This is a genomic window from Bradyrhizobium centrosematis (genome assembly GCF_045571495.1).
Lineage (GTDB): Bacteria > Pseudomonadota > Alphaproteobacteria > Rhizobiales > Xanthobacteraceae > Bradyrhizobium > Bradyrhizobium centrosematis.
This window is the reverse complement of record NZ_CP120703.1, coordinates 5,321,647-5,335,358: the sequence shown is the minus strand read 5'-3', so window position 1 is coordinate 5,335,358 and position 13,712 is coordinate 5,321,647. Positions and strand designations below refer to the sequence as shown.

The following is a 13,712-nucleotide window of genomic DNA, read 5'->3' as shown; positions in this document are numbered from 1 at the left end:
CGCACTTAGGTTGCGATGCAACATAGTGCTTGACTTTTGCGTGGGTGAGTGCTTACTCACTAAGCATGAGCTCATTGCGTATGACGAGCGACCTGAGGCGTCAATTGATCCTCGGTGCCGCGAAGCGCTGCTTTGCCCGACATGGCTATAACGGCACCACGACGAAGAGCGTGGCGGCTGCTGCGGCAATTTCCGAGGCGCTGCTGTTCAAGCATTTCCCGTCCAAGGCGGCGCTCTACGCCGAAATCCTCAGCGACGAATGCGAAGCCGACCCGGCGCTCACCGAGCTGCTCGAACGCGAGCCTTCGACCGCGACGCTGGTCGAAATGATCCGCGGCATGGTCCAGCATTTCCTGCACATCGCAGATGGTCCGGATCAGGAAGAGGCGCAGCGGCTGCGACTGATGGCCACGAGCCATTTGGATGATGGCGAATTCGCCCGTTTGCTGTATGCAAAGATCGAGACGCTGATCGGGTCGATCTTCGTCGCCTCGCTCGAACGCGCCGTTGCCAGCGGTGACGCGCGTCCATACGGCGGCGAACCGCTCAACCTGTTCTGGTTTGCGCATCACACGGTGATGACCGCCGCGCTGACCAGGCTGCCGGCCACGCCTTGCCTTGTCTACGGCAGGGCCGAAGACCTCGAGCGGCAGCTGTGCGAGTTTCTCCTGAGGGGTATCGGACTTAACGACGCCGCAATTGCTTCGCATCTGAGCCACAATCAGGCCGCGGATGCCGGCAGAACGGCGATTGCAGAAAGTGCATGACATGAACATCGTAGCCGAACACAAGATTTCGGGCGAACCGATCGACAATAAGGCTCCCAAGCGTCCGGTCCGGCCGGTGCTCTGGTTCATCATCGTCGGTACGCTTCTGGCCGTGCTGGTGGGCGGCCTGGTCTGGTTCAACTATTTCCGCGGCCAGATGATCAAGCAGTTCTTCGCCAACAACAAGCCGCCGCCGACCTCCGTCAGCGCGGCCGAGGCGAAGTCTGAGGTGGTGCCGAACCTGCTCACCGCGGTCGGCAGCCTCGTCGCTGTGCACCAGGTCGACGTCAGCGCCGACGTCAACGGCCGCGTCACCGACATCAAGTTCGTGCCGGGCACGCGCGTCGAAGCCGGCACACCTCTGGTGCAGCTGTTCGATGCGCCGGAGCAGGGCGACCTCGCCAATTACAAGGCCCAGGCAACCGTCGCGCAGCTGTCGCTCGACCGCGCCAAGCAGCTGGCGTCTCGCCAATTCGGTCCGCAGGCGACCGTCGACCAGGCGCAGGCCGCCTACGACCAGGCGCAGGCGGGTATCGCCAAGACCGAAGCCTTGATCTCGCAGAAGCTGGTGCGTGCGCCGTTCGCCGGCGAGCTCGGCATGCGCAAGGTCGAGGTCGGCCAATATCTCACGGCCGGCACCGCCATCGTCTCGCTGACCGATCTGTCGGAGTTGTGGGCCAACTTCACGGTGACCGAAAAGGATTCCGGCAGCCTCAAGGTCGGCCAGACGGTCCGGCTGAAGGTCGACGCCTATCCAGGTCGTACCTTCGAAGGCAAGATCACCACGATCGAGCCGCAGATCGCCTCCGACACCCGCAACATTCGGGTGCAGGCGACGATCGCCAATCCTGAGAAGATTCTGAAGCCCGGCATGTTCGTGACCACCACGGTGGTGCTGCCGGAGAAACCGGCCGTGATCACCGTTCCGGAGACGGCGGTCGACTATACGCTGTACGGCGACTCGGTGTTCGTGATCACCGAGAAGAAGGAAGCGGACGGCAAGACCAGCCTCTCTGCGGTGCGCACCTTCGTGCAGACCGGCAATCGGGTCGAAGGCCGCGTCGAAATCGTCAAGGGCCTGAAGGCAGGCGACAAGGTCGTCGCCGTCGGCCAGCTCAAGCTGCAATCCGGTGCGGCGGTGGCGATCTCGACCGATCCGGCTCCGCCGATCCCGGCGCAGCCGCCGCGCTACTGATCATGACATTCAAATGATCCGGCCTGGCCGGATCATTTCTCTTGAGACAAAGAAATCGAGATCGCCGCGATGCGCTTTACCGACATCTTCATCAAACGCCCGGTCCTGTCGGTCGTCGTCAGCCTGTTGATCTTGCTGATCGGCCTGCGCGCGGCGATGGTGCTGCCGATCCGCCAATATCCCAAGCTGTCGAACACGGTCATCAACATCACGACCGTTTATCCCGGCGCGTCCGCTGACCTGATCCAGGGCTTCATCACGACTCCGATCGAGCAGGCGGTCGCCTCCGCCGAGGGCGTCGACTACATCACCTCGTCCTCGGTGCTCGGCACCTCGACGATCCAGGTCTACATCAAGCTGAACTTCGATCCGAACCAGGCGCTGACCGAGGTGCTGGCGAAGACGAATTCGGTCAAATACCTGATCCCGAAGGAATCCAACGACCCGATCGTTACCAAGACCACCGGCCAGACCACGGCCGTGATGTATATCGGCTTCTCCTCCGAGGAGCTGTCGGGCTCGGCGATCTCGGATTATCTGACGCGTGTGGTGCAGCCGGTGCTGTCGACGGTCGATGGCGTGGCCTCCGCCGACATCCTCGGCGGGCAGACTTTCGCGATGCGGCTGTGGCTCGATCCCGAGAAAATGGCCGGCCGCAACGTGTCGCCGGGTGACGTCGCCGCGGCGATCACCGCCAACAATTTCCAGTCCGCGGCGGGCCAGACCAAGGGCTATCTGATCGTCTCGAACGTCTCGACGAATACGGGCCTGACCGACGTCAACCAGTTCAAGAAGATGATCGTCAAGGCCAAGGACGGCGGCTTCGTGCGGATGGAGGACATCGCCACCGTCGAGCTTGCCGCACAAAGCACGGACGCGAGCGTCGCCTTCAACGGCGAACATGCGATCTTCATCGGCGTGAACGCGACGCCGCAGGGCAACCCGCTGACGCTGGTCAAGGGCGTGCGCGCCTTGTTCCCCGAGCTCGAGCGCAATCTGCCGCCGTCGATGAAGATGAAGGTCGCCTACGACTCGACCAAGTTCATCCAATCCTCGATCGACGAGGTGGAGAAGACGCTGGGCGAAGCCGTGATCATCGTGATCGTGGTTATCTTCCTGTTCCTGGCCTCGCTGCGCTCGGTCATCATTCCCGTCGTCACGATCCCCTTGTCGATGATCGGCGTCTGCACCCTGATGCTGGCGCTGGGCTTCAGCTTCAACCTCTTGACACTGCTCGCGATGGTGCTGGCGATCGGCCTCGTGGTCGACGACGCCATCGTTGTGGTGGAGAACATCCATCGCCATCTGGAGGAGGGCAAGACGCCGGTCCAGGCCTCACTGCAAGGCGCGCGTGAAATCGTCGGTCCGGTCATCTCGATGACCATCACGCTCGCGGCGGTGTACGCGCCGATCGGCTTTCTTGGCGGCCTCACCGGTTCGCTGTTCCGCGAATTCGCCTTCACGTTGGCGGGCTCGGTGATCGTGTCGGGCGTGATCGCGCTGACCTTGTCGCCGATGATGTGCTCGGTGCTGCTGAAGAATACCGAAGAGGGCCGCTTCGCCAAGCTCGTCAACCGAGTGTTCGGCGCGCTCACGCGCTGGTATGGCCGCAGACTCGACCGCTCGCTCGACTACAAGGCGGTCACCGGCCTGTTCGCCATAACCATTCTCGGGCTCGTCGGGTTCCTCTACATGCATACGTCGAAGGAGCTGGCACCCGAGGAGGATCAGGGCATCGTGTTCGCGGTGACCAAGGCGCCGAAATACGCCAACATCGACTATGTCGATTTCTACGGCGAAAAGCTCGACAAGGAATTCCAGAAATTCCCCGAGACCGATCTGCGCTTCGTGCTCAATGGCATCAACGGCCCGCAAGGCGGCATCGCCGGCATGCTGCTCAAGCCCTGGGACGAGCGCAAGCGCTCGTCGATCCAGCTGAAGCCGCTGGTGCAGGCCGAGCTCTCCAAGATCGAGGGCGTGCAGGCTTTCGCGTTCAACCTGCCGCCGCTGCCGGGCGGGCCGGGCGGCCTGCCGGTGCAGATGGTGATCAACTCCACCGCCGGCTTCCAGACGGTCTATGAGCAGATGGAGAAGTTGAAGGACGCTGCGCGCAAGAGCGGCATGTTCATCGTCTCCGACAGCGACCTCAACTACAACCAGCCCAACGTGAAGGTGACGATCGACCGCAGCAAGGCGCAGGACCTCGGCGTCAACATGCAGAACCTCGGCGCCACGCTCGCGGTCCTGCTCGGCGGCAACTACATCAACCGCTTCAATTTGGAGGGGCGCTCCTACCAGGTGATTCCGCAGGTGCCGCGCGCCAAGCGGCTGTCGCCGGAATCGCTCGGCGGTTACTACGTGACGACCAACACCGGCCAGCAGCTTCCGCTGTCGACGGTGGTGTCGATCGAAACCAAGACCGATCCGAATTCGCTGACGCATTACAATCAGCTGAATTCCGCGACGTTCTCGGCGGTGCCGATGCCCGGCGTGACAGTCGGCGCGGCGGTCGACTTCCTCGAAGGCGAGGCCAAGAAGCTGCCGCAGGGCTTCAGCCACGACTATCTGGCGGACAGCCGGCAATATGTTCAGGAAGGCAACCAGCTCGCGATCACCTTCGGCTTCGCGCTGATCATCATCTTCCTGGTGCTGGCGGCGCAGTTCGAGAGCTTGCGCGATCCGCTGGTGATCATGATCTCGGTGCCGATGGCGATCGTCGGCGCGCTGATACCGCTGTTCTTCGGCGTCGCCACCATGAACATCTACACGCAGGTCGGTCTTCTCACCCTGGTCGGCCTGATCACCAAGCACGGCATCCTGATGGTGGAGTTCGCCAACGAGCTCCAGGTCAACGAGCGGCTCGACCGCCGCTCGGCCATCGAAATGTCGGCTCGCATCCGCCTGCGGCCGATCCTGATGACGACTGCCGCGATGGTGACCGGCCTGATCCCGCTTCTGACCGCGACCGGCGCGGGCGCGGCCAGTCGCTTCTCGATCGGCTTGGTCGTCGTGGCCGGCATGTCGATCGGCACGCTGTTCACCCTGTTCGTGCTGCCGGCGGTGTACGTCGTGCTGGCGACCGACCACCGCGCGGCAGCCGATTCCAACCGGAACAAAGAGGTCAACGAGCTCGATCTCGGCACCAAGGCCCTGCGGCCGACCTGAGGCGGCCGGGCAAGCGAACCAGAGGGCGGCAGCGGGCAGACCGTTGCCGCCCTTTTTCGTTCTGCCATCGCATCGGCGATTTGGCGCCGCGGCCATCGGGCCGTGGGCTTCTCGCGCTTGCGAAAGACAAGGTCCGCTCTTCTTGCTAGGTTCCGCGGGATGAGCCTCTCCCTCCACCCCGACACCCCGCAAGCCAGGACGTTGCCGAGCACGGCTCCAGCCGGTGCTGCCGCCGGCGCGGTTGCGGGACGGGGGATCCGGAGCCGGTTGTTCACCAAATATGTCGCGCTGTTCGTGGCCGTCGTCGCCATTGCGCTGCTCGCCAACGGCCTGTTCGAGGTCTTCTTCTATTATCGCGAGCACAAGGCTTCGTTGATCCGGGTCCAGCACGAGCAAGCCGAGGCGGCCGCGGCCAAGATCGGTCAATTCGTCAAGGAGATCGAAAGCCAGCTCGGCTGGACCACGCAGCTGCCGTGGTCGGCCGGCTCGATCGAGCAGCGCCGGTTCGACGCGCTGCGGCTGCTGCGGCAGGTGCCGGCCATCACCGAGCTTGCCCAGGTGGATTCGACCGGCAAGGAACGGTTGCGGGTCTCGCGGCTGGCGATGGACGCGATCGAGAGTGGGATCGACCTGTCCGGTGATCCGAAGTTCACCGAGGCGGTCGCGCACAAGGTCTATTACGGGCCTGTCTATTTCCGCCGGGAGTCCGAGCCCTACATGACGCTGTCATTGGCCGGCGCACGCAAGGATGCCGGCGTCAGCATCGCCGAGGTCAATCTCAAGCTGATCTGGGACGTGGTCTCCCAGATCAAGGTCGGTCGGCGCGGGCACGCTTATGTCGTCGGCCCGGAGGGCCGCCTGATCGCGCATCCCGACATCAGTCTCGTGCTGCGCAACACCGACATGTCCGGCCTCGCGCAGGTGCGTGCCGCGCAATCTGCCGGCGGCAATATGCCGGATGCGCTCGAGGAGGCGCACAACGTCCAGGGCCAGAAGGTCCTGACGGCATCGGCTCCAATCGAGCCGCTGCACTGGACCATGTTCGTCGAGCTGCCGGTCGAGGAGGCCTATGCGTCGCTCTACGCCTCGCTGCAGCGGCTCGCGATCGTGCTGCTCGCGGCGTCGATCTTTGCGGTGCTTGCGGGGATATTCCTGGCGCGCCGCATGGTCGGGCCGATCCAGGCACTGCGCAGAGGCGCCGAGCGAATGGGCGGCGGTGACTTCTCGCAACGTATCTCGATCAACACCGGCGACGAGCTCGAGGGACTGGCCGACCAGTTCAACGACATGGGCGCGCGCCTGCAGGAATCCTATGCGGACCTGGAAAACAAGGTCGAACGGCGAACTGCGGAATTGAGCGAGTCCTTGCAGCAGCAGACTGCGACCGCCGACGTGCTGAAAGTCATCAGCCGTTCGACATTCAACCTTCAGACTGTCCTCGATACCCTCGTCGAGTCTGCGACGCTGCTATGCGAGGCAGATGAGGGAATCATTCTCCAGCCACGAGACGGGGCTTATCGCCTTGCCGCGCATTGTGGCCTGACGCCTGAGAAGAAGCAGTTCCTCGGCGGATATCTCTTCAGGGCTGGGAGCGCATCAGCGGTGGGCCGCGCATTGGATGAACGTAAGATCATCCACATCAACTATGACGATGCCGATTCCTGGATGGTGGTGCCTGGTGATCCGGACCCTGCGCGAACGCGGCTCGCCGTTCCTATGCTCCGCGAGGGATTTCCAATCGGCGTGTTCGTGCTTACGCGCCGTGAAGTTCGTGCATTTTCGACTAAGCAGATAGAGCTCATTGCGACCTTTGCCGATCAGGCTGTCATCGCTATCGAGAACGCGCGTTTGTTCGAGGAGGTTCAGGAGCGCACGCGAGAGCTATCCCAATCCCTGAACGATCTGCGCACCGCGCAGGACCGTCTGGTCCAGACCGAGAAGCTCGCCTCGCTCGGCCAGCTCACCGCCGGCATCGCGCACGAGATCAAGAACCCGCTCAACTTCGTCAACAATTTTTCCGCTCTGTCGACCGAGCTGATCGACGAGCTCAACGAGGTGATCGAAGCGGCGGGTCTCGACGGCAAGACCAAGGAAGAGGTCGGCGAGCTCACCCAGATGCTCAAGGGCAACCTCGAAAAGGTCGTGCAGCACGGCAAGCGCGCCGATTCGATCGTCAGGAACATGCTGTTGCACTCGCGCGAGGGCTCCGGCGAGCACCGCGCCGTCGACATCAATGCCGTCGTCGAGGAAAGCCTCAATCTGGCCTATCACGGCGCGCGCGCCGAACGGCCCTCCTTCAACGTCACGCTCCAGCGCGCGCTCGATCCCGCGGCCGGCATGGTCGACATCTATCCGCAGGAGATCACGCGCGTCTTCCTCAACCTGATCTCAAACGGCTTCTATGCCACTGCCAAGCGCAAGGAGAGCGCGGGCGAGGTGTTCGAGCCTACCTTGAGCGCGGCAACCAAGGACCTCGGCGGCAGGGTGGAAATCCGGATCCGCGACAACGGCACGGGGATTCCGCCCGAGGTGAAGGAGAAAATGTTCAATCCCTTCTTCACCACCAAGCCCGCCGGCGAAGGCACCGGGCTCGGCCTGTCCATGAGCCATGACATCGTCGTGAAACAGCATGGCGGCACCATCGACGTGAACACAGAGCCCGGTGTATTCACCGAATTCATCATCACGCTGCCGCGGACGATGGCGGCGACTGGCACTTCCGGAGGCAAGACTTGAACGTTTACATCCTGGTCGTCGACGACGAGCCTGACGTCGAGGCCCTGTTCCGCCAGCAATTCCGGCGCGAGCTACGCGCCGGTCGCTTCCAGATGGAGTTCGCCGCGTCTGCGCCCGATGCGCTCAAGCGCGCCGCAGAGATCCGGGACCCCTCGTTGATCCTGATCCTGTCGGACATCAACATGCCCGGCATGAGTGGGCTTGACATGCTGCCGAAGGTCCGCGCCGCGCATCCGGACGTCCCGGTCATCATGATCACGGCCTATGGCGACGCCGAGACGCGCCGCAAGGCGATCGAGCGCGGCGCCGTCGGGCTCCTGACCAAGCCGATCGATTTCGCGCTGTTGCGACAGGAGATCGACACGAGGCTCGAGCAAGCCGCATGAGCGCGACCATCCTCTTCGTCGACGACGAGCCTGATCTCGAGGCGCTGGTCCTGCAGAAGTTCCGCAGGCAGATTCGCGACGGAGAGGTCACGATCATGTTCGCACGCGACGGCATCGAGGCGCTGGCCTCGCTCGAGCAGAATCCGCAAGTCGACATGGTCGTCTCCGACATCAACATGCCCAGGATGGACGGGCTGTCGCTGCTCGCCAAGCTTCAGGAGGCCGAGGACAAGAAGTCGACCATCATCGTCTCCGCCTATGGCGACATGAGCAATATCCGCACCGCCATGAACCGCGGTGCGTTCGACTTCCTGACCAAGCCGATCGACTTCGCCGACCTGGAGACCACGATCCAGAAGACCATCCGCCATGTCGAGATGCTGCGCGAGGTGCGGCGGCGCCAGGCGGAAGCCGAGCGCGCCCACGCCGCGCTGTCACGTTTCTTCTCGCCCGAGATCGCAAGGCGCCTGGCGGCAGATGTCGACGGTGACGGCATGGAGGTGCAGTGGCGCGATGTCGCCACCCTCTTCACCGACATCACCGGCTTCACCTCGCTGGTCGAGACCGCGCCCCCGCAGACGCTCGGCGAGCTCCTCAACGAATATGTCGGCGGCATGACCGAGATCGTCTTCGCCCACGAAGGGACAGTCGCCAAGATCATCGGTGATGCGATTCAAGTGCTGTTCAATGCCCCCGGCGATCAGCCGGACTATGCGACGCGTGCGGTGGCCTGTGCCCATGATCTCGACGCCTGGGCCGAGGACTTTTCGGCGCGCTGGAAGGCGAGAGGCGTGAATTTCGGGACCACCCGCATCGGTGCCCATGCCGGCCCGGCGCTGGTCGGTAATTTTGGCGGCAACCGTTTCTTCGACTACACGGCCTATGGGGACACCATCAATACAGCGGCGCGGCTGGAGGCTGCCAACAAGCATCTGGGTACACGCATCTGCGTCAGCGACAGTGTGGCCAAGGGGGCTGCAAATTTCCATGGGCGTCCCGTGGGCGATCTGATGCTGCGCGGGCGCAGCGAGCCGCTGCGTGCGTATGAACCGCTGCCGCAGGCCAAATTCGAAGCGCCGGCGACGGCACAATATTGTGAGGCCTTCGCCAAGATGGAGGCCGGCGATGCCGCGGCCATGCCGGCCTTTGCCGCGCTGGTCGGCATGCACGCCAACGATTCCCTGGCCGGCTTTCACCTGAAGCGCCTGCTCAACGGCGCCAAGGGTATTCGCATGCAGCTTGAATAGGAGTTCGTCATGACGCGCGAGTTCTCTGCCGGCAATTACCGCTTCATTCCGTCCGTGTTTCAATATTCAGCGGGGGCTGCTGCAGATGACGGCTACGAGATCGAACGCGTCCGCTTTGACCGTCTGGTGCCGCTCGCGGACGGGTTTGCGCTGGCTGCAAAGTTCATCCAGGAGGCAGGCCGCCCGCTGACGGCGTTCTGCGCCTGCGAATTGCGTTCACCAGCGGCTTTCAGCGAGGAAGGCTTTCGCGCGTTCAACCTGCACTATGTGAAGACGCTGTCGGAATGGGGCATCTTCGACGGCACCACCAATCCGGTGGCGCGCAGCAATGTCTGTCCCGAGATTGATCCGCCGTCCGAGCCATCGTTCTATGCGTTCTCCTTCACCCGTCCGACCCGCTCCAAAGCCCCGTCTTTCGTGATCGCCGGGGGCGCCGAGGCACGCGAAGGCAGCGGGACCTATGTCGAGCGCACCGTGCGCTATCGTGATCTCAGCCCGGAGGGGCTGCGGGAGAAGGTGCGCTTCACCACCTCGCAGATGGAGCACCGGATGGCGGCGCTGGGAGTCGGCTGGAAGGACACGACAGGCGTGCAGGCCTATTCCGTGCACGACTTCCACCACGCGCTCGCCGATGAGTTGGTCCGCCCCGGCGCGTTGCGCTCCGGCCTGACCTGGCATTTTGCCCGGCCGCCGGTGGTCGATCTCGAATACGAGATGGATTGCCGCCGCGTGATGCGGGAAGTGGTGATCTGAACAACCGACACGCGTTCTTCACCTCTCCCCGTCGGAGAGAGGTGGAGGGCGACCCCGACACGACTTCAGCGCTGCCTTGGGTCGAGCGCGTCGCGCAAGCCGTCGCCGAGCAGGTTCAGCGACAACACCACGAGGAAGATCGCAAGCCCCGGCCAGATCGCCATCCACGGCGCTTGGGTCAGGAAGCGCTGCGCGGCGTTGAGCATGCTGCCCCAGGACGGCGCCGGCGGCTGCTGGCCGAGGCCAAGGAACGACAGCGCAGCCTCGGCGATGATGGCGGCGGCAATCGAAAGCGTCGCCTGCACCAGCAGCGCCGGCAGGATGTTCGGCAGGATATGCGAGAGTGCGATCCGCCATGGCGGATTGCCGAGCGCGCGCGCGGCCTCGACATAGTCCTCGGCCTTGACGACGAGCACCTGGCCGCGGGTCAGGCGGACGAAGATCGGGGTTGCCGAGATGCCGATCGCGATCATGGCATTGCCGAGGCTCGGACCGAGGAATGCGGCGAGCGCGATCGCCAGAATCAGGAACGGGCATGCCAGCATCGCGTCCGTGATCCGGCTGATCAGCGCATCGACGAAGCCGCCGCGATAGCCGGCAAGGAGGCCGAGCGGCACGCCGATGCCGAGCGCGATCGCAACCGAGATGAGGCCTGCCAGCAGGGAGGCGCGCGCGCCGTAGACGACGCGGCTGAGGATATCGCGGCCGAGCTCGTCGGTGCCGAACCAGTGCGCCGCGGTCGGCGGCTTGCGCACCAGGCTCCAGCTCGTCGCGATGGGATCATAAGGCACGATGAGCGGAGCCAACGCGGCAAGCACGATGAACATCGTGAGCACCACGAGCCCGAACACCGCCGCCTTGCGCTTGAACAGCCGCCGACGCGCGCGGCGGGCGGGGTTGTCCAGCTCGTCGGCATGCGTGAGAGGGCTCGGCAGCGCGGCGTCGGTCATGATCTAGCCCCGAAGCCGCGGGTTGACGAGGATATAGGCGATGTCGGCGACGAGATTCAGCGTGATGTAGACCGTGGCCGTCACCAGCACGACGCCCTGCACCACGGCATAATCGCGGTTGAAGACGGCATCCACGATCAGCTTGCCGAAGCCGGGAATGGAGAAGATCTGCTCGGTCAGGACCGCGCCCGAGAGCAGCGTGCCGAGCTCGAGCGCGCCGAGCGTGATGACGGGCGTCAGCGCATTGCGCATGGCGTGCTTGAGGATGACGGAGCGCTCCGACAGGCCCTTGGCGCGCGCGGTGCGAACATAGTCGCTCTCCAGCACCTGGAGCATGGCGCTGCGGGTATGCCGCATCAGCACAGCGGAGATCGCATTGCCAAGCACGAAAGCCGGCATGATGGTGGCAGCCAAGCTGGCGCGCCAGTTCTCGGTGAGCGGCACGTAGCCGGAGGCCGGAAGCCAGCCGAGCTCAATCGAGAACAGGAAGATCAACAGGATTCCAAGCCAGAAATTCGGCGTCGAGATTCCCCACAACGCGAACAGATTGGCGCCGTAGTCCCAGACCGTGCCCTTCTTGACAGCCGAGACGATGCCGGCGGGAATGCCGATGAGGAACGCGATCAGGATCGCCATCGAGCCGAGCTGTAGCGTCACCGGCAGCTTCTGCGCGATCAGCTCGCGCACCGGCATCTTATTGCGCAGGGACTCGCCGAAATTGCCTGTCAGCACGCCCTTGAGCCAATAGACGTATTGCACGGGAATCGGCTGATCGAGCCTGTACTGCTGGCGGATCTGCTCGATCACGGCGGGATCGCGCTCCTCGCCGGCCATCACCAGGGCAGGATCGCCCGGCAGTAATTGTTGCAACGAGAAGATCAGCACCGACACGAAGAACAGTGTCGGTACGATCTGCGCGATGCGGCGGGCGAGGAAGTTCAGCATGAGGCCGATCGCGTCATGGAGGCTGTGACGATCACTTGAACTTCAGCCCGACCACGCGCACCAGCCCGTCGGGCATCTGCCGGTAGCCTTCGAGCTTCTTCGTGTGCGCGATCAGCAGCGTACGATGATAGATGTAGATGATCGGCAGGTCGTCGAGCAGGACCTTGGTCAGCTTGGCATAGATCGCCTTGCGCTCGTCGACGTTGGATGTGGCGCGACCCTCTTCCAGCAGCTTGTCGGCCTCGGGGTTGGAATAGCCCCCATCGTTCTGCGGCGCCTTGCTGCGCATGAAGATGTAGGAGTTGCCGTCGGGGTCGATGCGGCCGCTCCAGTTGATCTGGAACACCTGGAATTCGCCGGCCTGGGCCTGTTTGAAGGTGGTCGCGAATTCGACGGCGCGGATCTTGATGTCGAAGCCGGCTTCCGCGGCCATGGACTGCACCACCTGGGCCACGGCCTCGTATTCGGTGCCCTTGGGGACCATGTAGTCGACGGTGACGGGGAGGCTGACGCCTGCTTCCTTCAGCAGCGCCTTGGCCTTGGCGATATCGCGGCCCGGAATGGGAAACGCCTTCTGGTAATAGGGGTGCGTCGGGCTGACCCACTGATTGCCCGCCGTGAACTCGCCGTTGAAGACGACCTGGTTGATGGCCTCGCGATCGATCGACAGGCTGAGCGCCTGGCGCACCTTCGCCGACTGGCTGAGCGGCCCCTTGGCCTTGTCGTTGCCGATGTTGATGGTCAGGCCTTGATAGCCGAGCTCGGGGGCCGTCGACAGCACCAGCTTGGGGTCGGCGCGGACATCCTTGATGTCGGTCGCCAGCACGCGTTCGATCAGGTCGAGCGCGCCGGATTTCAGGTTGGCAAGCCGCACCGTCGAATCGATGATCGGCAAGAACACGACACGGTCGATGTGAAGGTTGTCCTTGTTCCAGTAGTCCGCGAACTTCTCGAATACCATGCGGTCCTGCTGGACGCGCTCGACGAATTTGTATGGGCCGGCGCAGACCGGATGCAGGCCGAACTTGTCGCCGGCTTCCTTCGCCGCCTTCGGCGACACCATCATGCCGGAGCGGTCGGTGAGTTGGGCGATCAGCGGCGAGTAGGGCGTCTTCAGCACCAGCTTGATGGTGAGGGGATCGACCACCTCGACATGGTCGACGCTGGCAAGCTCGGATTTCCGGAACGAAGTCGGCAGCGTCATGTGACGCTCGATCGAGAATTTTGCCGCCTCCGCGTCCAGCGGCTCGCCGTCGTGGAATTTGACGCCCGGTCGGAGCTTGATCGTCATCTCCTTGCCGTCGGCCGAGGTTTCGTGGGACAGCGCCAGCTGCGGCACGATGTTGAGCTTCTCGTCGATGTCGAACAGCTTGTCGCAGAACGCGGAGAACACGATGCGGCCGACATAGGTGCGGCCGACGCTGGGATCGAGAATATCAGGATCTTCAGCGATCCCGATGCGAAGCGTGGTCTGGGCCTGGACTTGGCTTTGGGCCGTGCCCACGAGCGACGTCAGCAGGGCCGACGCCAGGATGGTCAAACGCATGAAGCTCATCGCTCTCAACCTC

The 13,712-nt window shown here is 63.6% G+C and carries 10 protein-coding genes; 7 read left to right on the top strand and 3 right to left on the bottom strand.

Going from position 1 to position 13,712, the window contains the following annotated elements:
- The first annotated feature begins 65 nt into the window (after positions 1–65).
- The 7 genes from P6U31_RS25495 (at position 66) to P6U31_RS25465 (ending at position 10,249) form a co-directional block, all read left to right on the top strand.
- A complete protein-coding gene (locus tag P6U31_RS25495) occupies positions 66–767 on the top strand; it encodes a TetR/AcrR family transcriptional regulator (RefSeq protein WP_407189940.1) in 702 nt (233 codons plus the stop codon).
- A gap of 1 nt (position 768) precedes the next feature.
- Positions 769–1,962: an efflux RND transporter periplasmic adaptor subunit gene (locus P6U31_RS25490; protein ID WP_407184517.1), complete on the top strand. Its 1,194-nt coding sequence runs from the start codon at positions 769–771 to the stop codon at positions 1,960–1,962.
- A gap of 69 nt (positions 1,963–2,031) precedes the next feature.
- Complete coding sequence (locus tag P6U31_RS25485; RefSeq protein ID WP_407184516.1) at positions 2,032–5,127, top strand: MexW/MexI family multidrug efflux RND transporter permease subunit; 3,096 nt, start codon at positions 2,032–2,034, stop codon at positions 5,125–5,127.
- Positions 5,128–5,286: 159 nt separating this feature from the next.
- On the top strand, positions 5,287–7,863 hold the full coding sequence (locus P6U31_RS25480) for an ATP-binding protein (protein WP_407184515.1): 2,577 nt from the start codon (positions 5,287–5,289) through the stop codon (positions 7,861–7,863).
- On the top strand, positions 7,860–8,249 hold the full coding sequence (locus P6U31_RS25475; RefSeq protein ID WP_128916953.1) for a response regulator: 390 nt from the start codon (positions 7,860–7,862) through the stop codon (positions 8,247–8,249). Before P6U31_RS25480 ends, P6U31_RS25475 begins: the two co-directional genes overlap by 4 nt.
- On the top strand, positions 8,246–9,496 hold the full coding sequence (locus P6U31_RS25470; RefSeq protein ID WP_407184514.1) for an adenylate/guanylate cyclase domain-containing protein: 1,251 nt from the start codon (positions 8,246–8,248) through the stop codon (positions 9,494–9,496). Before P6U31_RS25475 ends, P6U31_RS25470 begins: the two co-directional genes overlap by 4 nt.
- Before the next feature lie 9 nt (positions 9,497–9,505).
- The gene (locus tag P6U31_RS25465; RefSeq protein WP_407184513.1) at positions 9,506–10,249 is read left to right on the top strand and encodes a hypothetical protein; all 744 of its coding nucleotides are present in this window, start codon (positions 9,506–9,508) and stop codon (positions 10,247–10,249) included.
- 65 nt (positions 10,250–10,314) lie between these two features.
- Here the strand turns inward: P6U31_RS25465 and P6U31_RS25460 are convergent, their stop codons facing one another.
- Genes P6U31_RS25460 through P6U31_RS25450 form a run of 3 tightly spaced genes read right to left on the bottom strand, consistent with a single transcriptional unit; the run spans position 10,315 to position 13,699 of the window.
- Positions 10,315–11,199 (bottom strand): ABC transporter permease, encoded by an 885-nt coding sequence (locus P6U31_RS25460; RefSeq protein ID WP_407184512.1) that lies wholly within the window; start codon positions 11,197–11,199, stop codon positions 10,315–10,317.
- A 3-nt stretch (positions 11,200–11,202) separates the two neighbouring features.
- On the bottom strand, positions 11,203–12,144 hold the full coding sequence (locus P6U31_RS25455; RefSeq protein WP_407184511.1) for an ABC transporter permease: 942 nt from the start codon (positions 12,142–12,144) through the stop codon (positions 11,203–11,205).
- Between the two features lie 31 nt (positions 12,145–12,175).
- Positions 12,176–13,699, bottom strand: coding sequence for an ABC transporter substrate-binding protein (locus P6U31_RS25450; protein ID WP_407184510.1), 1,524 nt, complete (start codon positions 13,697–13,699; stop codon positions 12,176–12,178).
- Positions 13,700–13,712: the final 13 nt, after the last annotated feature.

Bases quoted from the DNA above. Each gene is read 5' to 3' on its own strand.
- P6U31_RS25495 (WP_407189940.1), top strand. From the start codon at position 66: ATGAGCTCATTGCGTATGACGAGCGACCTGAGGCGTCAATTGATCCTC.
- P6U31_RS25490 (WP_407184517.1), top strand. From the start codon at position 769: ATGAACATCGTAGCCGAACACAAGATTTCGGGCGAACCGATCGACAAT.
- P6U31_RS25485 (WP_407184516.1), top strand. From the start codon at position 2,032: ATGCGCTTTACCGACATCTTCATCAAACGCCCGGTCCTGTCGGTCGTC.
- P6U31_RS25480 (WP_407184515.1), top strand. From the start codon at position 5,287: ATGAGCCTCTCCCTCCACCCCGACACCCCGCAAGCCAGGACGTTGCCG.
- P6U31_RS25470 (WP_407184514.1), top strand. From the start codon at position 8,246: ATGAGCGCGACCATCCTCTTCGTCGACGACGAGCCTGATCTCGAGGCG.
- P6U31_RS25465 (WP_407184513.1), top strand. From the start codon at position 9,506: ATGACGCGCGAGTTCTCTGCCGGCAATTACCGCTTCATTCCGTCCGTG.
- P6U31_RS25460 (WP_407184512.1), bottom strand. From the start codon at position 11,199: ATGACCGACGCCGCGCTGCCGAGCCCTCTCACGCATGCCGACGAGCTG.
- P6U31_RS25455 (WP_407184511.1), bottom strand. From the start codon at position 12,144: ATGCTGAACTTCCTCGCCCGCCGCATCGCGCAGATCGTACCGACACTG.
- P6U31_RS25450 (WP_407184510.1), bottom strand. From the start codon at position 13,699: ATGAGCTTCATGCGTTTGACCATCCTGGCGTCGGCCCTGCTGACGTCG.